The 22812-nt window shown below is 53.1% G+C and carries 25 protein-coding genes; 11 read left to right on the forward strand and 14 right to left on the reverse strand.

Annotation, left to right across the window (positions count from 1 at the left end):
- Positions 1 to 118: 118 nt before the first annotated feature.
- Positions 119 to 763: a response regulator transcription factor gene (locus ACLI4M_RS09960; RefSeq protein ID WP_048914217.1), complete on the forward strand. Its 645-nt coding sequence runs from the start codon at positions 119 to 121 to the stop codon at positions 761 to 763.
- A 230-nt stretch (positions 764 to 993) separates the two neighbouring features.
- On the opposite strand, the gene ACLI4M_RS09965 is transcribed toward ACLI4M_RS09960, so the two are convergent.
- The 3 genes from ACLI4M_RS09965 to ACLI4M_RS09975 form a co-directional block, all read right to left on the reverse strand.
- On the reverse strand, positions 994 to 2358 hold the full coding sequence (locus tag ACLI4M_RS09965) for an MFS transporter (protein WP_048914218.1): 1365 nt from the start codon (positions 2356 to 2358) through the stop codon (positions 994 to 996).
- A gap of 149 nt (positions 2359 to 2507) precedes the next feature.
- A complete protein-coding gene (locus tag ACLI4M_RS09970) occupies positions 2508 to 2846 on the reverse strand; it encodes a zinc ribbon domain-containing protein YjdM (RefSeq protein WP_048914219.1) in 339 nt (112 codons plus the stop codon).
- Positions 2847 to 3016: 170 nt separating this feature from the next.
- Positions 3017 to 3880 (reverse strand): YicC/YloC family endoribonuclease, encoded by an 864-nt coding sequence (locus ACLI4M_RS09975; protein WP_048914220.1) that lies wholly within the window; start codon positions 3878 to 3880, stop codon positions 3017 to 3019.
- Between the two features lie 155 nt (positions 3881 to 4035).
- On the opposite strand from ACLI4M_RS09975, the gene ACLI4M_RS09980 reads away from it, so the two are divergent.
- On the forward strand, positions 4036 to 4464 hold the full coding sequence (locus ACLI4M_RS09980; RefSeq protein WP_133622324.1) for a DUF3574 domain-containing protein: 429 nt from the start codon (positions 4036 to 4038) through the stop codon (positions 4462 to 4464).
- 51 nt (positions 4465 to 4515) lie between these two features.
- Here ACLI4M_RS09980 and ACLI4M_RS09985 read toward each other — a convergent pair whose 3' ends face one another.
- Complete coding sequence (locus tag ACLI4M_RS09985) at positions 4516 to 5700, reverse strand: NupC/NupG family nucleoside CNT transporter (RefSeq protein WP_133622323.1); 1185 nt, start codon at positions 5698 to 5700, stop codon at positions 4516 to 4518.
- Between the two features lie 209 nt (positions 5701 to 5909).
- Here ACLI4M_RS09985 and rph point away from each other — a divergent pair, with 209 nt between their 5' ends.
- Both rph and pyrE read left to right on the forward strand, forming a co-directional pair.
- Positions 5910 to 6626 carry a ribonuclease PH gene (gene rph, locus ACLI4M_RS09990; protein ID WP_048914223.1) on the forward strand — a complete coding sequence of 239 codons (717 nt, stop codon included), beginning with the start codon at positions 5910 to 5912 and terminating at the stop codon, positions 6624 to 6626.
- A 57-nt stretch (positions 6627 to 6683) separates the two neighbouring features.
- Positions 6684 to 7325: an orotate phosphoribosyltransferase gene (gene pyrE / locus ACLI4M_RS09995; RefSeq protein WP_133622322.1), complete on the forward strand. Its 642-nt coding sequence runs from the start codon at positions 6684 to 6686 to the stop codon at positions 7323 to 7325.
- 58 nt (positions 7326 to 7383) lie between these two features.
- Here pyrE and slmA read toward each other — a convergent pair whose 3' ends face one another.
- From slmA to coaBC, 3 genes are all read right to left on the reverse strand, one after another.
- Positions 7384 to 7980: a nucleoid occlusion factor SlmA gene (gene slmA / locus ACLI4M_RS10000; RefSeq protein WP_099755044.1), complete on the reverse strand. Its 597-nt coding sequence runs from the start codon at positions 7978 to 7980 to the stop codon at positions 7384 to 7386.
- A 118-nt stretch (positions 7981 to 8098) separates the two neighbouring features.
- Positions 8099 to 8557, reverse strand: coding sequence for a dUTP diphosphatase (dut, locus tag ACLI4M_RS10005; RefSeq protein WP_133622321.1), 459 nt, complete (start codon positions 8555 to 8557; stop codon positions 8099 to 8101).
- Entirely contained in the window at positions 8535 to 9746 is a 1212-nt protein-coding gene (gene coaBC / locus ACLI4M_RS10010; RefSeq protein WP_208864901.1) for a bifunctional phosphopantothenoylcysteine decarboxylase/phosphopantothenate--cysteine ligase CoaBC, read from the reverse strand. The genes dut and coaBC overlap by 23 nt, the downstream gene beginning before the upstream one ends.
- A 194-nt stretch (positions 9747 to 9940) precedes the next feature.
- Between coaBC and radC the strand changes: the two genes are divergently transcribed.
- The 4 genes from radC (at position 9941) to mutM (ending at position 12261) form a co-directional block, all read left to right on the forward strand.
- Entirely contained in the window at positions 9941 to 10624 is a 684-nt protein-coding gene (radC, locus tag ACLI4M_RS10015; protein ID WP_133622319.1) for a RadC family protein, read from the forward strand.
- Between the two features lie 298 nt (positions 10625 to 10922).
- The gene (rpmB, locus tag ACLI4M_RS10020; protein WP_034888493.1) at positions 10923 to 11159 is read left to right on the forward strand and encodes a 50S ribosomal protein L28; all 237 of its coding nucleotides are present in this window, start codon (positions 10923 to 10925) and stop codon (positions 11157 to 11159) included.
- A 17-nt stretch (positions 11160 to 11176) separates the two neighbouring features.
- A complete protein-coding gene (gene rpmG / locus ACLI4M_RS10025; RefSeq protein WP_001051798.1) occupies positions 11177 to 11344 on the forward strand; it encodes a 50S ribosomal protein L33 in 168 nt (55 codons plus the stop codon).
- Between the two features lie 107 nt (positions 11345 to 11451).
- Positions 11452 to 12261, forward strand: a complete 810-nt coding sequence (mutM, locus tag ACLI4M_RS10030; RefSeq protein WP_133622318.1) for a bifunctional DNA-formamidopyrimidine glycosylase/DNA-(apurinic or apyrimidinic site) lyase — start codon at positions 11452 to 11454, stop codon at positions 12259 to 12261.
- A 2-nt stretch (positions 12262 to 12263) separates the two neighbouring features.
- On the opposite strand, the gene coaD is transcribed toward mutM, so the two are convergent.
- The 3 genes from coaD to waaA are packed head-to-tail and all read right to left on the reverse strand — an operon-like array spanning position 12264 to position 14788.
- Positions 12264 to 12740 (reverse strand): pantetheine-phosphate adenylyltransferase, encoded by a 477-nt coding sequence (gene coaD, locus ACLI4M_RS10035; RefSeq protein WP_099754955.1) that lies wholly within the window; start codon positions 12738 to 12740, stop codon positions 12264 to 12266.
- Entirely contained in the window at positions 12737 to 13513 is a 777-nt protein-coding gene (locus ACLI4M_RS10040; RefSeq protein WP_048914231.1) for a glycosyltransferase family 2 protein, read from the reverse strand. Before ACLI4M_RS10040 ends, coaD begins: the two co-directional genes overlap by 4 nt.
- Positions 13514 to 14788, reverse strand: coding sequence for a lipid IV(A) 3-deoxy-D-manno-octulosonic acid transferase (waaA, locus tag ACLI4M_RS10045; RefSeq protein WP_048914232.1), 1275 nt, complete (start codon positions 14786 to 14788; stop codon positions 13514 to 13516).
- Positions 14789 to 15186: 398 nt separating this feature from the next.
- Here waaA and ACLI4M_RS10050 point away from each other — a divergent pair, with 398 nt between their 5' ends.
- Positions 15187 to 16194, forward strand: a complete 1008-nt coding sequence (locus ACLI4M_RS10050) for a glycosyltransferase family 9 protein (protein WP_133622317.1) — start codon at positions 15187 to 15189, stop codon at positions 16192 to 16194.
- Positions 16195 to 16233: 39 nt separating this feature from the next.
- Here the strand turns inward: ACLI4M_RS10050 and ACLI4M_RS10055 are convergent, their stop codons facing one another.
- Genes ACLI4M_RS10055 through rfaQ form a run of 3 tightly spaced genes read right to left on the reverse strand, consistent with a single transcriptional unit; the run spans position 16234 to position 19534 of the window.
- Positions 16234 to 17343, reverse strand: a complete 1110-nt coding sequence (locus tag ACLI4M_RS10055; RefSeq protein ID WP_133622316.1) for a glycosyltransferase — start codon at positions 17341 to 17343, stop codon at positions 16234 to 16236.
- Positions 17340 to 18470, reverse strand: coding sequence for a glycosyltransferase family 4 protein (locus tag ACLI4M_RS10060; protein WP_133622315.1), 1131 nt, complete (start codon positions 18468 to 18470; stop codon positions 17340 to 17342). The genes ACLI4M_RS10055 and ACLI4M_RS10060 overlap by 4 nt, the downstream gene beginning before the upstream one ends.
- The gene (gene rfaQ, locus ACLI4M_RS10065; RefSeq protein WP_133622314.1) at positions 18467 to 19534 is read right to left on the reverse strand and encodes a putative lipopolysaccharide heptosyltransferase III; all 1068 of its coding nucleotides are present in this window, start codon (positions 19532 to 19534) and stop codon (positions 18467 to 18469) included. The genes ACLI4M_RS10060 and rfaQ overlap by 4 nt, the downstream gene beginning before the upstream one ends.
- A gap of 176 nt (positions 19535 to 19710) precedes the next feature.
- Here rfaQ and ACLI4M_RS10070 point away from each other — a divergent pair, with 176 nt between their 5' ends.
- Together ACLI4M_RS10070 and ACLI4M_RS10075 are read left to right on the forward strand one after the other, a co-directional pair.
- Positions 19711 to 20673, forward strand: coding sequence for a polysaccharide deacetylase family protein (locus tag ACLI4M_RS10070; RefSeq protein ID WP_133622313.1), 963 nt, complete (start codon positions 19711 to 19713; stop codon positions 20671 to 20673).
- Positions 20670 to 21755, forward strand: coding sequence for a glycosyltransferase family 9 protein (locus ACLI4M_RS10075; RefSeq protein WP_133622312.1), 1086 nt, complete (start codon positions 20670 to 20672; stop codon positions 21753 to 21755). The genes ACLI4M_RS10070 and ACLI4M_RS10075 overlap by 4 nt, the downstream gene beginning before the upstream one ends.
- Positions 21756 to 21800: 45 nt before the next feature.
- Here ACLI4M_RS10075 and galE read toward each other — a convergent pair whose 3' ends face one another.
- A complete protein-coding gene (gene galE / locus ACLI4M_RS10080) occupies positions 21801 to 22811 on the reverse strand; it encodes a UDP-glucose 4-epimerase GalE (RefSeq protein WP_133622311.1) in 1011 nt (336 codons plus the stop codon).
- Between the last annotated feature and the right edge of the window lies 1 nt (position 22812).

Genomic DNA, 22812 nt, shown 5'->3' on the forward strand with positions numbered 1-22812 from the left:
TTATGTCACTTTCTTACAAGCTCTAACTTTAAGGAGAAAAAAGAATATTTTGTTTTCTTAGTCTGTTAATCGATCGTATATTAGCCCTGTTTGTATTTGTGAAAATCAAGGAGGGCACATGCATCACAGGCACACGGTATCCATATCTGACGATCATCCGCATATATTGCATTCGTTAAAGATGTTGTTTGCTAACGACTCTCGCTATCAGGTTACCAATGAGTCTCTGTGTGGCAAAGAGCTATTAGCTTCGCTGGCCAACAATCGAACGGATATCGTCATTACTGATTTTTCTCTGGGAAACGAAAACTCGACGCTGGATGGATTTTCCAAACTGCGTGCTCTGAGTGGCCGCTTTCCTGATGTGAAGGTGGTTTTGCTGACCTCTCTGGGAAATACTGCGATTCTGAGGAAGGCATGTGATTATGGTGTAAGATCAATAGTCAGTAAGTCAGATGATATCGAAGAGACGCTCACTGCCTGCCACCATGTGATGATGCAGAGTGGGCTCTACTTTTCATCTTCGCTGGATTATCTCAAAGCTGAACCGGGTAAAAATCACGATCGGGGTACTACCCTCACGCCTAAGGAGTTAGAAGTCGTGCGGTTATTCTCTTCAGGCTATTCGCTGGCAGAAATTGCCCGGCGGCAGAACAGAACAATCAGCACTATATCTACGCAGAAGTATAATGCTATGCGGCGGCTTGGTATTTCTTCAAATATTGAACTGATACGCTTTGCCTATGCGCAAGGTTTAATCTGAGGCCGTTTTTTTAATCGCGCTAAAATTTACTGGAAAATAACGTTAGTAAGTTGCCATTTGATACAGAATAAAATTAAAGGTTTATCAGTTTTTTCCGACATTATTCGTTGTTGGATATCGGTTATCCGCAGCGGTAAAAGAGTGCAAAACGCAGGAGATGAAATGGTTGATGAGGGGTAGCAGGTCTGCACCCCCCATCACTCTGCCTGAAAAAACCAAAATTGGCTGACTCAAAGCTTCTCAAAGGCTTTCTTCAGCCCGGTTTCTTCATCGGGATCGGCCCCCTGCTGGGTTTCGCTCTCCGTTGCTACCTCTTCAACCGGTTCGCTGTCGATCGCGGGCATAGTTTCTTCAATCATCTGTTCGTCAAAGGCCGGATTAAGAGCCGGTGACAGTGGAGAACTTACCAGGCTATCCGCCATCACGATATGCGGCACCGGTGCATCCTCGACAAACTGGGCTTCATCCTGTTTCACCGTCCTGCTCAGAGCAACAATCAACAGGCCGCACAGGGCGAAGAAGGCATACAGCGTATTGGCCCCCAGCGGCTCAATCAGTAAGCCCACCACCAGCGGACCAATGCTGGCACCCACGCCAAAGGCCATCAGCAAACAGGCGGCCAGCGACACGCGGCGCTCTGGTTCAATCAGGTCATTGGCCAGCGCGACCGCCAGCGGATAAAGGGAAAACTGCAGCATGCTGACCACAAACCCCAGCACCAGCAGCAGCGGGAAGGTGATATGTGGCAGTACTGCCAGCGGCAGCGCGGCGATGATCAGCACAACGGCATTGAGGCGCATCAGGCGGGTGCGGTTATAGCGGTCGGACAGCCAGCTGAGCGGGAACTGCGCCACCAGCCCGGCGAAAATCGCGATGGCCATAAACAGGCCGGTCTGGCTGGTGGTCAGCTGCTGCTGGCTGGCATACACCGGCGCCAGACCGTAGAACGATCCGACCACCATACCAATCGCCAGCGTGGTGAACAGCACCTTAGGAATGGCGCCGATAAAATAGCGTAATTCCATCGGAGCCGGCGACAGCTGGCGAGCATGAGTACGGGTGGTCAGTGCAATCGGCACCAGGCAGAGCGAGAAACAGAGCGCAATCAGCAGCAGCGTGCTTAGGCCAAGATCGGTCTGCAACATCAGCACGACCTGGCCGAGCGACATGCCGAGATAGGTTGCCACCATATAGCAGCCAAACACCTTGCCGCGCTGGTCGGATTCCGATTGATCGTTCAGCCAGCTCTCCAGCACCATATACTGGCACATCATGCACATGCCGATGATCAGACGCAGACCTACCCAGGCTGGGATAAACTCCGTCAGACCGTGGGCCAGTACCGCCGCGGTAATAATCCCGGCACAGGAGACATAAGTACGAATGTGCCCGACACGGGAGATAAAAAAGTGCCCAACCTTACCGCCAATCACCAGGCCGATATAGTTCGCAGCGATAATCGCCCCGATCAGGCCGCCGGAGACATGGATAGAGGTCAGTCGCAGAGAAACATAGGTGGTCAGCAGCCCGGAACCGAGCAGCATTAATAGTGTGGTGGTATACAGCGGAAAGAACACGCCTATCGTCTTATTCACTCTTCCCCCTGGGGTGTCCTGAGTCGGTCCGTTGAGCGCCGTACGCCCTTAACGCAAACTTATGATGCGTTTTGATACTAGCAGCTTCGCAGGCTTTGAGGAAACCGGGCAGGGGAAAGAGGCCAGTAGCGCGGGGCTACCGGCAGGGATCAGTTCTTTTTGACAAACTCGGACTTCAGCTTCATCTGGCCAAAGCCATCGATTTTGCAGTCGATATTGTGGTCGCCTTCCACCAGACGGATACCTTTCACTTTGGTGCCAATCTTCAGCGGCGTGGAACTGCCTTTCACCTTCAGATCTTTAATCACCGTGACGCTATCGCCGTCGGCCAGCAGGTTGCCATTGGCATCTTTCACCACCAGGCTCTCTTCCGCCGCGTCCTGCGCGCCTTCAGCCCAGACGTGGCCGCACTCCGGACAGTTCAACATGGCGCCATCCTGCCAGCTATATTCTGAGTGGCACTTTGGGCAGGGAGGTAATGTTTGCATGGGTTAGCCTCAATTAAATCCATAATAAAATAAGGGGATAGTTTACCTTGTGGCGCGCTGGGTGCCTACCGCTAAAAGGAAAAGCGCTAAACGCGGTCCCCATCTTCTGAAAAAAAAAGCCCGCCAGTTGGCGAGCTTAGTGATATTTCACCGTCAATCGTGTCGGCAAATTACTCGATATTCTGAATCTGTTCGCGCATCTGCTCAATCAGCACTTTCAGCTCAATCGCCGACGCGGTGATCTCGGCATTGATCGATTTAGACCCCAGGGTGTTCGACTCGCGGTTGAACTCCTGCATCATAAAGTCGAGGCGCCGACCTACGGCCTCCTTCTTCTTCAGGATGTTATAGGTCTCTTTCACGTGCGCTTCCAGGCGGTCCAGCTCTTCAGCCACATCAACGCGCTGGGCCAGCATCACCAGCTCCTGCTCAAGACGATTATTTTCCAGCTGTACCTGGGCCTCTTCCAGACGAGTCAGCAGGCGTTCACGCTGCCATTTCAGTACGTCAGGCATATGGGCGCGCACCTTCAGCACCTCGGCGCTGACGCCTTCCAGACGCTGCTCAATCAGCGCTTTCAGCGCCGAACCTTCGCTTTCGCGGGCGGTAATGAACTCATCGATAGCGGTGTCCAGCGCGCTGAGCAGCTGGGCAGAGATCGCATCCAGATCCTGCTCTTCAGCGGACATCACGCCCGGCCAGCGCAGAATATCAACCGGGTTGATTTCACCCTCGTCGCTCTGCATTTTCACCCAGTTAGCCGCCTGCACCAGCTGCACGGCCAGCTTCTCGTTCAGCACCAGCGAGCTTTGCGCGCTTGGATCAGCATCAAAACGCAGGTTAACTTCGATTTTGCCACGCGTCAGACGGTTGCGGATGCGTTCACGGATAACCGGCTCCAGCCCGCGGAACTGCTCCGGCAGACGGATGTAGGTTTCAAGATAGCGCTGGTTGACGGAACGCAGCTCCCAGGCTGCGCTGCCCCATTCGCCTTTGGTTTCGCGCCGGGCGTAAGCGGTCATACTGCGGATCATTTTGCGTACCGTTATAGAGATAAAAGATGCAGGGATTATAGCGGCGCAGGCGCTGCCTTAACAGGCATTCGCTCAAATGACGGTGTTTTGGCTGACGTTTTGCCGCTCACAGCTTAAGATGATGACAACTCAGACAATAAAAAGCAGGAGCACCCATGGCACCGCGTCTTATCCTCTCTTCCCTGATACTGCTGGCGCTTACCGGCTGTAGTACTCCGGCACGTCAGGCCGTCATGCCGCCCGCCGCCGCCTGCGCGCTGGGTGATGTCATGACGCAGACCACACTTTACTTTGGCCTCAACCGCCCGCAGGGTGCCGCAATCTCAGAGGCAGAATGGCAGGGTTTTGTTGACGGCGAAGTGACGCCACGCTTCAAAGACGGGCTGACGGTATTTGCGGCGCAAGGGCAGTGGCTGGGCAATGATGGCAAGCTGGCGCGCGAAAGCAGCAAAGCGCTGATGCTGATCCACAGCCCGGATAAGGCCAGTGAGCAGAGTATTGAAGCGCTGCGGGCGATCTATAAACAGCGCTTCGCGCAGGAGTCGGTAATGCGGGTGGATGCTCCGGCCTGCGTGGCATTTTAAATCCCCTTCACTCTTCACGCTGCGGGCGCGTTGGCTGCGCCCGGATAGCGCTTACAGAACCAGACCGGCGAAGGCTGCCGACAGCAGGCTGACCAGCGTCGAGCCGTAGATCAGCTTCAGGCCGAAGCGCGACACCACGTTGCCCTGCTGCTCGTTCAGCCCCTTAATGGCTCCGGCGACGATGCCGATAGAGGCAAAGTTGGCGAAGGAGACCAGGAACACCGACAGGATCCCCAGCCCGCGCGGAGACAGCTCAGCCGCAATCTTCTTCAGCTCAATCATCGCCACGAATTCGTTGGTCACCAGCTTGGTGGCCATAATGCTGGCGGCCGGCAGCGCATCCGCCGCCGGGATGCCAATCAGCCAGGCGAACGGCCAGAAGACATAGCCAAGGATCTGCTGGAAGCTGATGCCGAACAGCGTGGAGAACAGTGCATTCACCGCCGCAATCAGCGCAATAAAGCCGATCAGCATCGCCAAAATAATCATCGCCACTTTGAAACCGGCAAGAATATATTCGCCGAGCATCTCGAAGAAGCTCTGATCTTCGTGCAGCTTCTCCAGGCGGATTTCCGGCTCGTCGCCAACCGGCGTCGGGTTGATAATCGACAGAATAATGAAGGTGCTGAACATGTTGAGGATCAGCGCCGCCACCACATAGCGCGGTTCAATCATCGACATATACGCGCCAACAATCGACAGCGAAACGGTGGACATTGCCGCCGCCGCCATAGAGTAAAGGCGGCGCTGTGAAATCTCTGCCAGGATACCTTTGTAAGCGATAAAGTTTTCCGACTGGCCAAGGATTAGCGTGCTGACCGCGTTGAACGACTCCAGCTTGCCCATGCCATTGATTTTAGACAGTGCAGTGCCGACCACTTTAATCAGCACCGGCAGGATTTTCACATGCTGCAAAATACCGATCAGCGCAGAGATAAAAACAATCGGGCACAGCACGCCGAGGAAGATAAACGCCATGCCCTGCGCTGCCATGCCGCCGAAAACAAAATCGGTGCCCTGAGCCGCGTACTTCAGCAGCACTTCGAAGAAGCCGGAAAAGGCGGTGACGATGCTCAACCCGGCGGAGGCGTGCAGGAAGAACCAGGCCAGTAGCGCTTCAATGACCACCAGCTGTAGCAGCACGCGCGGGCGGATTTTACGACGATCGTTGCTGAACAGCAGCGCCAGGCAGCCAATGACCACCAGCGCTAAAATAAAATGGAAAACAGAGGTCATACAAAAGTCCGGTATGCGGGAGAAGAAAAGAGACGTATTTAGCCACATTTACGGCGTTTTTACATCCTGCCGCCGACTATCTTGCTGTTTTAGTGCTTAAATAGCGGCGTTTTGCATAACCCGCGCGGTCATTTCCAGCGCGTTAGGCATTCCCCTGCGAAATCCGTATAATGCGCGGTCAATAATGTTTAGCTAGCCGGAGAGATACTATGCGTCCATCAGGCCGTAGCGCACAGCAGGTGCGCCCTGTCACCCTGACCCGTCATTACACCAAACATGCAGAAGGCTCTGTGCTGGTTGAATTCGGTGATACCAAAGTGCTGTGTACTGCCACCATTGATGAAGGCGTGCCGCGCTTTCTGAAAGGTCAGGGCCAGGGTTGGGTCACCGCCGAATACGGCATGCTGCCACGCGCGACCCACAGCCGTAACGCGCGTGAAGCGGCTAAAGGTAAGCAGGGCGGACGTACGCTGGAGATCCAGCGTCTGATCGCCCGCTCGCTGCGTGCAGCCATTGACCTGAAAGCGCTGGGTGAATTTACCATTACCCTCGACTGCGATGTGCTGCAGGCCGATGGCGGTACCCGTACCGCATCCATCACCGGCGCCTGTGTGGCGCTGGCCGATGCCCTGAATCATCTGGTCGCCATCGGTAAGCTGAAAGCCAACCCGATGAAAGGCATGGTCGCGGCGATTTCCGTCGGTATCGTTAATGGCGAAGCGCTGTGCGACCTCGAGTACGTGGAAGACTCCGCGGCGGAAACCGATATGAACGTGGTGATGACCGAAGATGGCCGCATGATTGAGGTGCAGGGCACCGCAGAAGGCGAACCGTTCAGCCACGACGAGCTGCTCAAGCTGCTGGCGCTGGCGCGAGGCGGTATTGATACCCTGGTCGCGGCGCAGAAAGCGGCGTTATCCAACTAAATTTTTCAGGCGACTTCGCAGTCGCCTTTTTCTTGCCTGAAAATTGAGGAACACGACATGAAAGCCTGGCAGCGCCAATTTATCGAATTCGCCATCAACAAGCAGGTGCTGAAGTTTGGTGAGTTCACGCTGAAATCAGGGCGCAAAAGCCCTTATTTCTTTAACGCAGGCCTGTTCAATACCGGGCGCGATCTTGCCCTGCTGGGCCGTTTCTACGCTCAGGCGCTGGTCGATTCCGGTATTGATTTCGACCTGGTGTTTGGCCCGGCCTACAAAGGTATTCCGATTGCTACCACCACCGTGGTGGCGCTGGCCGATCACCACGACCGCGATGTCCCTTACTGCTTTAACCGTAAGGAAGCCAAAGATCACGGCGAAGGCGGCACGCTGGTGGGTAGCCCGCTGCAGGGAAAAATTATGCTGGTGGATGACGTGATCACCGCGGGAACGGCCATCCGTGAGTCGATGGAGATCATCGCGGCAAACAGTGCCACGCTGGCAGGCGTACTGATCTCGTTAGACCGCCAGGAACGCGGGCGCGGGGCGATTTCTGCGATTCAGGAAGTAGAGCGCGATTACGGCTGCAAGGTGATTTCAATTATTACGCTGAAAGAGCTGATTGCCTATCTGGAAGAGAAGCCGGAACTGGCCGACCACCTGGTGGCGGTGCGCGAGTACCGCAGCGAGTTTGGTATTTAAGTGTTTCTGTAGGGGCCGATCTTCTTTTTCGATCGGCCCTTATGATCAACCCACAATGTCACACCAGCTGAGCGGCCAGTAGCGGCCAGCGCACGTCGAAGTCAACGGTCGGACGATAACGGAACTCTGAACGCACAAAGCGCGACAGCAGCCCTTCGCAGAACGCCAGCAGCTGGCTGGCCAGCAGTGCTTCATCGGTGGCAAAACCTTCACCCTCACGAATTTTCTTTTCGCGCATCACCAGGCGCAGCTGCACCTCGATACGTTCAAACAGCTGATTAATCCGCCCCTGCAAACGATCCTGTTCGAACATCAGCGCATGACCGGTCAGAATGCGCGTTAAACCTGGATTACGCTCACCAAAGCCCAAGATTAACTGGGTAATCAGACGCAGACGCGGCAGCGTCTCTTTCTCGTCTTTTAGTATCAGATTGATGCGCGTAATCAGGCTGTCTTCAATAAATTCGATCAGGCTGTCAAACATCTTGGTTTTGCTGGGAAAATGCCGGTAAAGGGCCGCTTCAGATACCCCAACATTCGCCGCCAGCTTGGCGGTCGTGATGCGCTGGCTGCCATCGCTGGATTCCAGCATCTGCGCCAGTGCCTGCAGGATTTCTTCGCGACGATTCCTTTTCGCACTCTTTTTTTCTGCCATGCCTTAAAAGACCCCTGAGAACATCACCATAAACGGGCAAATGCCCACGCAACGTCCGTGAGCAAAGGCTCACGGAAGAAAAAAATCAGCTTATCGTTCGTTACGGAGCGTTGGAGAGCTACTGGCGGCCGGAATGACCGAAACCACCTTCGCCACGCACGCTGGCGTCGAAGTCGTTCACCAGATTGAACTCTGCCTGTACTACCGGCACGAACACCATCTGAGCGATACGCTCGCCAGGCTCGATAGTAAAGGAGTCCTGCCCACGGTTCCAGACGGAAACCATCAGCTGTCCCTGATAATCAGAATCAATCAGGCCAACCAGGTTGCCCAGAACCACGCCGTGTTTGTGGCCAAGGCCTGAGCGCGGCAGGATCACCGCAGCCAGTTCAGGGTCCGCGATATGAATAGCCAGGCCGGTAGGTACCAGCGTGGTCGCGCCAGGGGTCAGCACGAATGCTTCCTCCAGGCAGGCACGCAGATCCAGCCCGGCGGAACCGGAGGTGGCATAGGTAGGTAACGGGAAATCGCTCCCTACGCGCGCATCCAGGATTTTAACGTCGATTTTTTTCATCATAACGGCTGACAATCTCGTCTAGTAACAGTTGGCCAAGGAGTGACTTATCGCTGAGCGGTAAGACTTTTTCTCCCTCCTGCCAAAAAAGGTGAAGAGCATTGGTATCGCTTTTGAAACCCTGCCCGGCTTTGGCAACATCGTTGGCGCAGATCATGTCCAGATTCTTGCGCACGCGTTTTTGTTGCGCGTATTCTTCCACATTCTGGGTTTCAGCGGCAAATCCTACGACAAAGGGGCGGTGTTGCTGCATCGCCGCCACGCCGGCGACAATATCAGGGTTTTTCACCATCTTCAGGGTAATTTCGTCACCCTGTTTTTTAATTTTTTCCTCAGCAATCGCCACCGCGCGGTAGTCGCCCACGGCGGCACAGCCAATAAAGATTTGCTGGCTTGCTACCTTGCCCATCACCGCCTGCTGCATCTCCAGCGCGCTGACCACATCAACCCGCGTGACGCCCGCCGGTGTCGGCAGCTCTACCGGCCCGGCAACCAGCGTGACGCGGGCACCGCGTTTTGCTGCCGCAGCGGCAATGGCAAAGCCCATTTTGCCCGAGCTGTGATTACTGATAAAACGCACCGGGTCGAGCGCTTCCCGCGTCGGGCCGGCGGTGATCATAAGGTTGAGATGTTGCAAATCGTTGACGGGGGCCGCCCAGTTCACCGCATAGTCAACAATCGCCAGCGGGTCGAGCATACGCCCCGGCCCGATATCACCACAGGCCTGGCTGCCGCTGTCCGGCCCCCAGATCATCACCCCACGCTGTGCCAACACCTGCAAATTGTGCTGGGTAGGCAGGGCGCGGTACATCTGCTGGTTCATCGCCGGGACCACGGCCAGCGGTGCCGCAGAGGCCAGGCAAATGGTGGTCACCAGGTCGTTAGCCATCCCTGCCGCCACGCGGGCAATCAGGTCAGCGGTGGCAGGTGCCAGAATCACCAACTCGGCCCACTTGCCGAGTTCGATATGGCCCATTGCCGCTTCTGCCGCCGGGTCGAGCAGATCGTCAGAGACCGGATAACCGGAAACGGCCTGCAGGCTGAGCGGAGTAATAAACGCTTTTGCTGCGTCGGTCATGACTACGCGCACTTCCGCGCCACGGTCGCGCAGGCGGCGCACCAGCTCGGGGGCTTTATACGCGGCAATACCCCCGCTGACGCCCAGAACAATACGTTTCCCGGTTAATCCCATCATTTTCTGTCGCCTTCTGTTAAGCCTGCTGGCGGTATTCGCGCCACAAGAGAAACATTTTACCACACTCCGTTTGGCTGACTATTTCGCACCTCGCCACCTTTGCGAGCCGTCTCGTAAAGTCAGCACATCACCATAGAAAACTACTGTATATAATGCCATGCTTTCTGCACTTCAGGAAGAGGGAGCAAGCGATGAGCAAAACTAACGGGTGGCAGGAGCCGGGAATGCCTCCGCGCGAAAAACTGGAAAACTTTGGGGTGGCGACGCTCAGTGACAGCGAACTGTTAGCGATTTTTCTGCGCATCGGTACCCGGGATATGTCTGTTATGGCGCTGGCACAGCGGCTGCTGGTCGAGTTCGGTTCTCTCTATCAGTTGATGAATGCGCCCGCGAAAAAATTGCAGGCCGTCCATGGCATCGGATTAGCGAAATATTCCCAGCTCAAGGCGATAGCGGAGCTGGCAAAGCGCTGCCATGCCTGCCGGGAATCGGTGGAAAACCGTGTGGTTGATAGTTCTACCGAGGTGCTGGATTTCTTACGCAGTTCGCTTGGGGATAAAGAAAGGGAGATTTTTCAGGTGATCTTTCTGGATAATCAGCACCGGGTGATTTACACCAGCGAAATGTTCAGCGGCACCCTGAACAGCGTGGAGGTTCACCCGCGGGAAATTGTGCGTGAAGCGTTGAAACGCAATGCAGGCGCAGTGATTCTGGCACATAATCACCCGTCCGGCGTGGCTGAGCCCAGCCGGGCCGACCGCAATATTACGCAGCAAATAGTGAGTGCCTGCACTCTTATGCACATTCGGGTGCTCGACCACTTTGTGCTCGGCCGGGAGGAGTACGTCTCATTTGCCGAACGCGGATGGCTGTGAGCGCCAGCCTGTAATTTAGCCTTTTTTTGCTTTACCTGAGGTTTTACAGCAGCTAAAGCGAACAAATCCCGTGCAGATAAGACAATTGTACGCGATCCAGAGGGATCTTTATCTGTACGGGGCTTGAGCACTCGCGCCACAGGGCGTATACTACGCCACCTTTGAGAATCTCGGGTTTGGCGTTTTGGGCCTGCTCAGCGGGTTCACATAGAACTCGCCTGGATGGGCTATAAGCCTGACGAGGCGGCTAAAACCTTATTTTTAAAGCTCGAGCTGATTTGATTTTTGGAGAATAGACATGTCACGAGTCTGCCAAGTAACTGGCAAGCGTCCGGTGACGGGTAACAACCGTTCCCACGCAATGAACGCGACGAAACGCCGTTTCCTGCCGAACCTGCACTCTCACCGTTTTTGGGTTGAGAGCGAAAAGCGCTTCGTTACACTGCGCGTAACTGCCAAAGGCATGCGCGTAATTGATAAAAAGGGTATTGAGACGGTTCTGGCCGATCTGCGTACCCGTGGTGAGAAGTACTAAGGTAAAGGAACTGAATCATGGCTAAAGGTATTCGCGAGAAGATCAAGCTGGTTTCTTCTGCTGGGACAGGTCACTTCTATACCACCACGAAGAACAAGCGTACTAAGCCGGAAAAACTGGAACTGAAGAAATTCGATCCGGTTGTCCGCCAGCACGTGATCTATAAAGAAGCTAAGATTAAGTAATTAATCTCAGTGGATAAAAACCCGGCTTCGGCCGGGTTTTTTTGTTTCTGCGGGTCTGTAATACTGTGCGGCATCGCAGGTGACCAAACAGCAACGGAGGCGAGAATATGCCAGAGTTACCCGAGGTTGAAACCAGCCGACGCGGGATCGAACCGCACCTGGTTGGCGCCACTATTCTGCATGCGGTGGTGCGAAATTCACGCCTGCGCTGGCCGGTGTCACAGGAGATCCACGCGCTAAGCGACCAGCCGGTGCTCAGCGTTCAGCGCCGGGCGAAATATCTGCTGCTGGAGCTGCCGACGGGCTGGATCATCATCCACCTGGGTATGTCGGGCAGCCTGCGCGTGCTGCCGGAGGAGCTACCTGCGGCGAAGCATGACCACGTCGACCTGGTGATGAGCAATGGCAAAGTGCTGCGTTATACCGACCCGCGTCGCTTTGGCGCCTGGCTGTGGAGCCCGGATCTGACGGCCAGCTCGGTACTCTCCCATCTCGGGCCAGAACCGTTGAGCGATGACTTTTCCGCGCAGTATCTGTTTGAAAAATCACGCGGTAAACGCACGGCGGTAAAACCCTGGCTGATGGACAACAAAATAGTGGTGGGGGTGGGCAACATCTACGCCAGCGAATCGCTGTTTGTCGCCGGGATCCTGCCCGATCGTCCGGCAATGGAACTGAGCGAAGCCGATACCGCGCTGCTGGTCCGCACCATCAAGGCGGTGCTGCTGCGTTCGATTGAGCAGGGCGGCACCACGCTGCGCGACTTTTTACAAAGCGACGGCAAGCCGGGCTATTTTGCTCAGGAGCTGCAGGTTTATGGTCGGGCAGGGGAGCCGTGCAGAGCGTGCGGTACGCCGATTGAAATCAGCAAGCACGGGCAGCGCAGCACCTTCTTCTGCCGCCGCTGCCAGAAGTAATCTCAGAGTTTGGCTTTCAGCGCCTGATATACCGGCGCTGGCAGGAACGCCTGCACTTCACCACCGTGGCGCGCCACCTCTTTCATCAGGGACGATGAGATAAACGAGTACTGTTCGGAAGGCATCAGGAAAACGCTTTCCAGCGTCGGCAGCAGGTGGCGGTTCATATGCGCCAGCTGCAGCTCGTATTCGAAGTCGGAGACGGCGCGCAGGCCGCGCACCAGTACATTAGCCTGCTGCGCTTTAGCAAAGTTCGCCATCAGGTCGCTAAACCCCACCACTGCCACATTTGGCAGATGCGCGACCACCTCGGTCGCCAGCGCCACGCGTTCCTCAAGGGAAAACAGCGGTTTTTTGCTCGGACTGGCGGCAACGGCCAGCACGATGCTGTCAAACATCAGGGCCGCGCGGGACACGATATCAAGGTGGCCGTTAGTCATCGGATCAAAGGTGCCGGGGTAGATGGCTTTGGTGCTCATAGTCTGCCCTTCCTGGATGCGTGATTCAGAGCCCAGAGGGCCGCGTATTTGTTAAAAGTATACTGTGCGTTGACCACCGCCAACAGCCATCCCTGCTTACCGTCAAGAAAACCTGCGCGCAGCACAAGCGTTTTGAAAAATGCCCCGAAGGTATGGCCGAAAATGGCGGCAATCCCACAGCGCTTACCCTGCTGGTGACGCTGTTTAGCCCAGGCTTCCGCGTAGGCAAACTGCTTCCACTGGAAGGCAGAAAAATCCCGGCAGGTCAGATGCAGCAGGTCGCCCTTGAGCGGCGTGGCGCGCTTGCCGGATGTTTCCAGCGACTCATGCACCTGGTTGTCGTTGTAACGGTAGTGGCGTGGATAGAGGCGGGTGACGCGGTCGGGGTACCAGCCGCTGTGGCGCATAAAGCGCCCGAGGAACAGGTTGCGCCGGGCGATGCTGTAGACGCTGTCTGAAGCGGGCTGCTGCAGCACTTGTTCGATGGCGTGCTGCAGTTCAGGCGTGACGCGCTCATCGCTGTCGAGGGTTAAAATCATCGGATGGCTGGCGTAGCTCTGTGCCAGCTGGCGCTGTTTGCCGTAGCCGTGCCACTCGCTGGAGTGATAAACCCGCGCGCCGTGCCGTTCGGCAATGGCCGCGGTGGCGTCGCTGCTGCCGGAGTCGAGTACGATGATTTCATCCGCCCAGCTGACGGACTCAAGACATTCAGGCAGCAGCTCGGCCGCGTTTTTGGCTATCATCACTACCGACAGTTTCTGACGTACGCTCATTTAATGATTCCGCTGTGGCAGATGAGGTTCCAGTAAATGTAGCAGGCGCTGCAGAGCACCCTGGTTCTGATGCAGCACATCAACGGCATGACGGCCGTAGTAGAGGCGGTAGTCCTCATCGGTCAGCAGATTGCCAATCTCTTTATCCAGCGACTCCGCATCCGTAACGGTGATCAGACCATCTGCCTGCTGCAGGCGGGCGCAGATATCTTTAAAATTAAAGGTATGTGGCCCCATCAGTACCGGAATAGCGTGGGCGGCAGGCTCCAGTGGATTGTGGCCACCGCGCTCGACCAGGCTGCCGCCAACAAAGGCGAGATCGGCAATGCCGTACAGCAGCATCAGCTCGCCCATGGTATCGCCAATCACCACCTCAGTGCTGCCGGACGGGATCTCACCGCTGCTGCGCAGGATATAGCTGAAGCCATTTTTTTGCGTCAGCGCGCGCGCCGTCTCGAAACGTTCCGGGTGGCGCGGCACCAGGATCAGCAGCAGATTAGGGAATCGCGCCAGTAATTTGCGGTGCGCGTCCAGAATAATACTCTCTTCCCCTTCATGGGTACTGGTGGCAATCCACACCGGGCGGCGTGGCGCCCACTGGCGGCGCAGGGTGATCGCGCGGGCAGCCAGCTCTGGCGTCACGGAAATATCAAATTTCAGGCTGCCGGTGACCGCCAGATGAGAGCGCTTCAGACCAAGGCTGATAAAGCGCTCCCCGTCTTCGGCATTCTGCGCGGCGATAAGCGTAATACGTTGCAGCAATCGCTTCATAAATTTGCCGATTTTCTGGTAACCCCTGGCGGAGCGTTCTGACAGCCGGGCGTTGGCAATCACCAGCGGGATTTTGCGCTCGTGCAGCTGAGTGATCATGTTCGGCCAGAGCTCGGTTTCCATGATGATCACCAGGCGTGGGCGCACGGTATCGAAGAAGCGGTTCATCGCCCCGGGCAGGTCGTAAGGCAGATAGACGTGATGCACATCTTTGCCGAAGGCAGAGCTGGCACGTTCAGACCCGGTGGGGGTCATGGTGGTGACCACGATAGGCAGATCGGGGTAGCGATGGCGCAGCGCCCGCACCAGCGGAATGGCGGCCAGCGTTTCGCCCACCGAAACTGAATGCAACAGAATACCGTCAGGCTTTACTTTGCCTGCGCAAAAGCCATAGCGTTCCGCCCAGCGTTTGCGATAGGCGGGGGCTTTCCGGCCGCGGAGCCAGAGACGAAGCCAGATTAACGGCTGAATGAGATACAGCAGAGCGGTATAAATGGTAATCATCACATTGCTTTTCAGGTGAACAGAGACTTACGCCCGGAGGTAGCCAAAAAATGAGAAATAATACGGCATGTTAGCAGATAAGTTGGGCGGGCTCACACTACTTCATAAGGGTGAACCTGCGGCCGGAGCACTGGAGTTATCCCCTCATTGGAGAAAATAACAATCCATACAAATTTGAATGGGTTAAAAACGGCTAAGGATTATCTGGATTTTTTTTGACTTTCCGTGTGCAATTCCAGTCCGAGGGGTGTCAAATAGCTAAAGCACCACCCGTTGCCGCTGGCGGGAAGGAGGCAATATTCAATGGATGGGGGTACTCAGGGGATGGTAACGCGCTAATCGCGCCTTAAATTGATTATGTACATCTGGCGCACCTGTGCGCTGCAGGTTAATGAGTAATGAAGAATATTTTAGTGATACGCCGGGACAATATCGGCGATTTGGTTTGTACAACACCGCTGATCGAAGGGATAAAAACGGCTTATCCTGAGGCTAACGTCTATCTGCTGATCAACACTGTTAGTCAGGACGTGGTGAAAAATAATCCGCATATTACCCGCACCTTCATTTACCGCAAGGCGAAGCACGCTGCGGGGAGATCCGCCAAGCTGGGGGTCTATTTTGAACGCCTGAAAATGTTTATGCAGCTGCGCCGCATTCATTTTGACGCCACCATTCTTGCGAATCCCGTTCCTTGTAAATACAGCCTGCGTCTGGCGAAAATGGCCGGTGCAAAGCATATTATTGGCGCCGATACCGGTGACAAAAGCATCACTGTGCCTTACCGCCGTGCGGATTTTCGCGGTGAGCATCAGGTTGAGCAGACCTTCAGCTATCTGTCAGCGATCACTGACCAACAGATTGCCATTCCGCCCGTGCGCATTTGGCTCACCGAGCAGGAGCGCCAGCATGCCCGGCAACGTATTGAACAGCTTCAGCCAGGGCAACCGATTGGGCTGGCTGTGCACATCAGCAGCCGCAGTCCGAAACGGCGTTGGCCGCTGGAGCGCTATGTCGCCATTATTCAGCAGTATCTGCAGGAAAACAGCGGAAGTGTACTGATCTTCTGGTCGCCGCAGGGCACGCTGGCGCCGGATGATGTTGGCGATCGGCACCGCGCCGAGCAGGTACTGGCGGCATGTCATAGCCCGCGTGTTTCACTCTATCCTACCGCTTCCGTGCGTGAGCTGGTTGCAGCGTACGAGCAGTGTGCGCAGGTGTTATGCAGTGATGGTGGGCAGATGCATCTGGCCGCAGCGATGCATAAAAAGCAGGTGGTGTTCTTTGGTGATACCAATAAAAATGAGTGGCACCCGTGGTCAGGTGGTTACGATATTCTGCAAACAGTGTCTGGTGACTGCATTGATGTTCAAGTCAATGAAGTTTGGGAAAAAATACGCGCGTAATTATACATGCCCCGACCTGATGGCTGGGGCGCTTACACTTCAGTACTGAGCTTTTTGCAAAGCTAGATATTTATCCAGAATAATGTCATAGCTAAAACGCTGATACATCTCCTCCACAATCATCGGGGGGGAATGCCAGGCTTTCTGCATTTTCTCTGCTAACGATTCGCTGGTTAATTCCGCCAGAAACGGCCGTAACTCTCCACTCATAATCTCTGCAGCTCCACCTGGACAGTTCGTACTGATTACCGGTGTATGGCACATCAACGCTTCAATCAACACCGAAGGTAGCCCTTCGCTGTCTGAACTGAGCGCAACCATTCTCGCCCCTTTGATAATCGGCAAGGGGTTTTGGGTAAAACCCGCAAGAATAACTTTGTCCTGCAGCTCCAGGCTGGAGATTTTATCCTTAATCTGCTGCGCGACAGATTCTTCGCCCTGACCGACCAGAATTAATTTACCGGGAAGATCGGCGAGAGCAAATGCTTCCAGCAAGCGATCATGGCGCTTCACCTGATGAAAGCGCCCGACATGCGCAATATAGCTTTCTGCCGCATAGGGGTTTTCCCCAGCGGCGCGCTGTATGATTTCGCTGATATTAAACGGGTTGTAGATAGTTTGGATGGTTTTGGGCTTGATACCCACTTTCTGTAAGAGGTCTTTGCCCACAGCATCGGAGACGGTGATCATCTGCTGATTTTTATAAACTTTTTTCAGCTTTAGCTTTTTAAACCACAGGCTGAATCCCCTTTTATTGCCAAGATATGAGCGCGAAAACATGCCGTGCACGCAGAACCACAAATTGCATGAGCGCAGTAATTTTGAGCGCACAACAATCCTGTCTGTTTTATGCAAACTGCTGATAACCAGAGATGGAAGACCATACTTGTCAAAGAGCCCAGGCAACAAGCGATCCAGCGAAGCAGAACGCCTCGCTAATTCAGATAGCTTGCGGAAAGCGCCTTTCCCGTTGTCATGATCTACAAAGTAGTTGATGCAGTCAGGTATCTCGTAGTCGCGACGTTTATCCAGGGCAAGCAAGGTCACAACACATCCGCGCTCGGCGAGTCCCTTTGCCAGCGTCAGAGTAACATTTTCTGCCCCTCCGCCCGGAAGTCCATCGATGATAAACAGGATATGGCTTTTCATTTTGCTAAAACTCGCTGATAAAGATCGATCAGTTGCGCCGACAGACTGGCTGGGCTGTACGGTAAAATTTTTGCCCGTGCAGCTTCTGCCATTGTCGAGCCCAGCGTCTGATGAGGCAATTGCTCAATCGCTGAGGTGAGTGCGGCAACATCCAGTGCATCCGTAACGAAACCATTCACACCCTGAGTAATAAATTCGGCACCACCACAGTTTTTACTGGCGATTACCGGAAGGCCGCAGGCCATCGCTTCGAGGATCACGTTAGGGAAGGGATCGTACAGGGTGGGTAACAGCAAGCCGTCTGCCGCCTGATAAAAAGGCAGAGTCTCTTTCTGAATCCCCATAAAATGGATGCGATCGCTGCAGCCCGATGAAACCGCTAACGCCCGGTATTTTTTTTCATCTTTATCCTGGCCAATAACCATCAGATGGTTGTTGGTTGGGGCCACTGCCTTAATAGCAGCTGCCAACCCTTTCCTTTCAAAACCAGAACCAACAAAAATCAGGCAGCGTACCTGCTGTGGTAGCTGCAGCTTTTGGCGAAGTTGCTGTCTGACTTCTTCATTTGCAGGAAGAAACTTTTGGCTATCAATCGCGTTATAAATGACGGTAATTTTTTCCGGAGTAACGTCAAATCTTTCAATGATTTCCTGTTTAATCATCGCGGCATTGCAAATCACTGCTTTAAGCTCAGGCGCGGCATACATGGCCGCCTCCGCCTGCATGACGTAACGATGATAGGGATTGCCAAATAATAAAGGTTGACGCCATTTCGGCAAAAGGCGTGCACGCTGTTGTAGCCAGTTGTGATGAACGCCATCGCCGGCGCGATAAATATCACAGCCGGCGATACGCTCATGGCTTTGCACCAAGTCAAAGTTCTCGCGTTGCCACAGGGCTCTGGCAGCTGAGGCAAAACCGCGTTCGCGGCTGATGCGCCCAAACTTAAGTGGGTTACAGCGGTGAATATGCCAGTCGGGATGATTTTCCCCCTGCCACTCGCGGGTGATGACATTGAGTTCAAGGTTTTGCTGCTCAAGGGCTGAGAGTGCCCGCGAAATAAAGCGTTCCGCTCCACCGTCCGGGCGATATTTTTGGCGTACAAGCGCCAGGCGAAAAGGCTTCATACCAGCCACTCCTTTGTGGCAGCGATGACGGCGTCGACAGGGATGATATCGAGATAGCGTTGGTTGGTTTTCGTATCCACCTCATCGGGGTCAGGAAGAGGGCCATAGTCGCCAGCCCAAATTGTGGTGCCCCGGCCCTGCCAAGGGTGCCAGAATGTCAGTTTGCTTGGGCCAAATAGGGCTACAAATGGGGTATCTAATGCCGCTGCCATGTGCATAGGAACGGAATCCACCCCAATGAACAACCTCGCATGATCAATGAGTGCAGCAAGCTGACGCAAACTGAGCTGTCCGGACAGGGAAACGATGCGTTCAGCAGGACAGTTGGCCAAAATTTTGGTCACCATCTCCTGCTCGCGTTTGTCAGGGCCTGAAGTGATCACCAGCGTGTGGCCCTTTACTTGTAGCGCAGTGATGGCTGCCGCCATTTTCTCTTCCGTCCAGCATTTGAAAAACCAGCGAGAAGTCGGTTGTACCAGAATATAGGGTTGATTAACTTGATGCTGGTGGAGGAGTTCTTCGGCTCGTTGCCAGTCTACAGCATCATAGCCCATGGTGACCTGAGTAACATGGGTAGCCAGTTTGAGTGGCTCAAGCAATGACAGATTCTGTTCAACGGTGTGCAGTTTATGATGGTGGGTAACCGGGATCAGCTGGGTATGGCACTTACGCCAGAATGCTCCGCGCCGTTTAGGAAAATCGAAACCTAATCTTATCGGTGCTCCTGTCCAGCGCGCTGCAATGGCACTTCGCCACTGATCGGCAAGATTGAGCACCACATCATACTTTTTGCCACGAAGCTGCTGCAGCAACCGCCATTCATAGCCCAGATGCGCTTTTGCACCCTGTTTCTTCCACTGCCTGTCTATAGTAATCAATTCGCCTATCGCAGGATTAGCCGACAGCATTTCCCGTGTTTCATGATAAAGCAGGACATCAATTTCTGCCTGTGGCCAGCACTGTTTCAAACTATTGATCACCGGGGTCAGCAGTAGCATATCGCCGTGATGACGGAGTTTGATAACCAGAATGCGTTGTGGAGTGGAAGTCGAGTCTGAATTCATTATCTGTGGCTTTCCGATGAACAAGTCTGGGATTCTAATGGACCTGAGGCAGCGTGGCTAGCCTTGGCAGATTTTCAGACTCTCACCAGCAGTTAAACATTGTCTGCAAAGTCGTTTGCGCGGGCGTAACGCCCTGCGTAACATATGCAGTAAGGCTTATTTCAGGTTCAACACTCATGTCTAAACCGGCGTTTATCATTACCATTGACACCGAGGGCGATAATTTGTGGCAAAATCACGATCGCATCTCGACAAAAAATACGCACTATCTCCCTCGCTTTCAGGCTTTGTGTGAAAAATATGCCTTTAAGCCGGTTTATTTAACCAACTATGAGATGGCAATTGACCCGGATTATGTCGCTTTTGCCCGTGATGTGATTTCCCGTGATACAGGTGAAATTGGCATGCATCTTCATGCGTGGAATAGTCCTCCGCTAGAACCACTGACGGATGATGACTGGCGGCATAAACCCTACCTGATTGAGTATCCTGCCGAACAAATTCGCAGCAAAGTCGAGTTCATGACCCATCTGCTGGAAGAGACTTTCCAAACCAAGATGCTGAGTCATCGTGCCGGGCGTTGGGCGTTTAATGAATATTATGCTGCCTTACTGATAGAGTTTGGTTATGTGGTTGATTGCTCAGTGACGCCAAAGGTCAACTGGCAATACTCGCCAGGCAATCCTAAAGGCAACGGTGGAACAAACTATACGGATTTCCCCGAGCAGGCCTATTTCATTGATGAGAGAAACATTGCACAAAAAGGGGATTCGCCGCTGTTAGAAGTCCCCATGACGATCCAGTACAAGCACTCTGGCGTAATGAATGCTTTTAAGCAGGGATACGATCGTCTGCGAGGTAAACGGCGTTCACCCTCTGTTCACTGGCTACGTCCATCCGGTGGCAATGTCGAAATGATGAAGCGCGTAGCGCAAAAATCGCTGGATGAAGGTCATGACTACGTTGAATTCATGCTGCACTCCTCGGAGTTCATGCCAGGAGGCAGCCCAACATTCTCGACTGAGCAGCATATTGAGACGCTGTATCAGGACCTGGAGCAGCTTTTTAGCTGGCTTTCAAAAAGGACGGTGGGGAAAACCCTGGCAGAGTATTATCGAGATAAGGTTGCCAAAAAGTGAGAGAGTCTAAAAAAGTTAAAATTGCGCTGTGTAACCTTGTTATGAAACTCTTTTGCCGGCGATCCAAGGTTACGACCGAGAAGCGTCAGCTTTTGGCAACCCAGCAGTTTACCAGCATCCTTGTATATTCTACTACGGCGCTTGGAGACTATATGTTTAACTCTCCAGGAATACATGCAATTCGTTTGCGTTATCCGCAAGCAAAAATTACATTGGTTGCTCATCCTAAATATGCCAATTTGCTGACCCGCCGTGACGATTATGATGATGTGTTGTTTTGGAATAATAAAGTCAGTGATATGTTTAAGTTGGTAGAAGAGGCAAAGCGCATTAGACCCCAACTCGCAGTGCTTTTACATTCACACATGCCCTATGACATCCTCAGCGCTGGTCTTGCCGGGTGCCAGTATATCGTGCGCGATAATTATGCTAAACCTATTGGGAAAATGGCATCCTGGCTGGTTTACGGTTTGGACTATTTTGATGAGCATGTAATTGCCAGGAAAATGAAGCTTGTTTCTGTTCTCGGGTGCTCAACCGATAATGTTGATATGGTGTTACCTTGTGAGTTTCAGCGCCTCGAAAAAAATGCGAGTGTACGGCGGATAGGCTTCCAGTTGGGGGCCTCCTCAAAAGTACGCTGTTGGCCCCCAGAATACTTTGCAATATTAGCAGAAAAGTTAATTGATAAGCATGGTGATATAGAAATCGTCCTTATTGGTTCTGAAATAGAAACTCATTTAGCTACTGATTTTTTGAAGCAACTTGATCCTGTTTTTGCTAAAAAAGTTATCAATTATGTTGGAAAAACGACCTTACCGCAGCTATTGGGAGTGATTGATTCAATGGATTTGCTGATAACCGGTGATACAGGTCCTTTTCATCTTGCTATAGCGCTACATGTATCAACATTAAGCCTGTTTGTTACTGAAGACCCCCGGCGCAGTGGTCCATATCAAGATCCAAAATTGCATAAGCAGATCTATTTGCCTGTAACGGATCCCCGCGTTACTAATTTACAAGAACCTTTAAGAGCTATCTCACCAGAATATGTCTATGAGCGATTAGAACATATGATCTAACGCAATATCACGGGGCGGGGAGATTTTCATCACTCGCCCATTTATCTAATCTTTAAAACCGTGTGGGTTTTTCTCTTGCCAGTTCCAGGTATCCCGCATCATTTGTTCTAAGCCACGTTTTGCCTTCCAACCTAATTGATCTTCGGCCAGATGAGTATCCGCCCAGCACTCTGCAATATCTCCTTCGCGGCGAGGCATAATGTTGTATGGGATACTTTTGCCGGAAATTTTTTCAAAGGCTTTCAGCATCTGCAAAACTGAATAGCCAACACCAGTACCTAAATTATAAGTATTGATGCCTGGAGCAATGTGTTCAAGAGCTTTCAAATGCCCCTCTGCCAAGTCCATGACATGGATATAGTCACGAACACCTGTACCATCGACTGTTGGATAATCATCACCAAAAATGGCCAGTTGAGGCAGTTTGCCACTGGCAACCTGGGAAATAAAAGGCATAAGGTTGTTAGGGATGCCGCCAGGGTCTTCACCTATTAAGCCTGATTCATGAGCACCCACAGGATTAAAATAACGCAATATAGTGACTGCAAATTCTGGGCTGGACTTAACAACATCACGTAAAATTTGCTCTACCATAAATTTTGATGTGCCATAGGGATTTGTTGTACCCCCTGTGCCTGAGTTTTCCGTTAAAGGAATTGCTTCGGGCGTGCCGTAAACTGTTGCTGAAGAGCTAAATATCAGGTTATATACTTGCGCCCTTCGCATCTCCTCAAGCAATGTTAATGTGCCAGTGACATTATTTTGGTAATACTCAAGCGGTTTTTTAACAGACTCACCCACTGACTTGAGTCCAGCGAAATGGATTACCGATGAAATTTTATGCTTTCCAAAAATTTCTTTAATAATACGGCGATCGTTAATATCACCTTGATAAAAAACGGCGCTACGACCAGTTATACAACTCACACGATCCAAAGCGACACTAGAAGAGTTTGTCAAATTATCAAGCACAATAACTTCTTTACTTTTTTCCAGTAGTGCTAGCGTTGTATGGGAGCCAATATATCCAGCTCCGCCAGTGATTAAAATAGTCAAT

This window comes from Erwinia sp. LJJL01, assembly GCF_047300805.2.
Classification (GTDB): domain Bacteria; phylum Pseudomonadota; class Gammaproteobacteria; order Enterobacterales; family Enterobacteriaceae; genus Erwinia; species Erwinia aphidicola.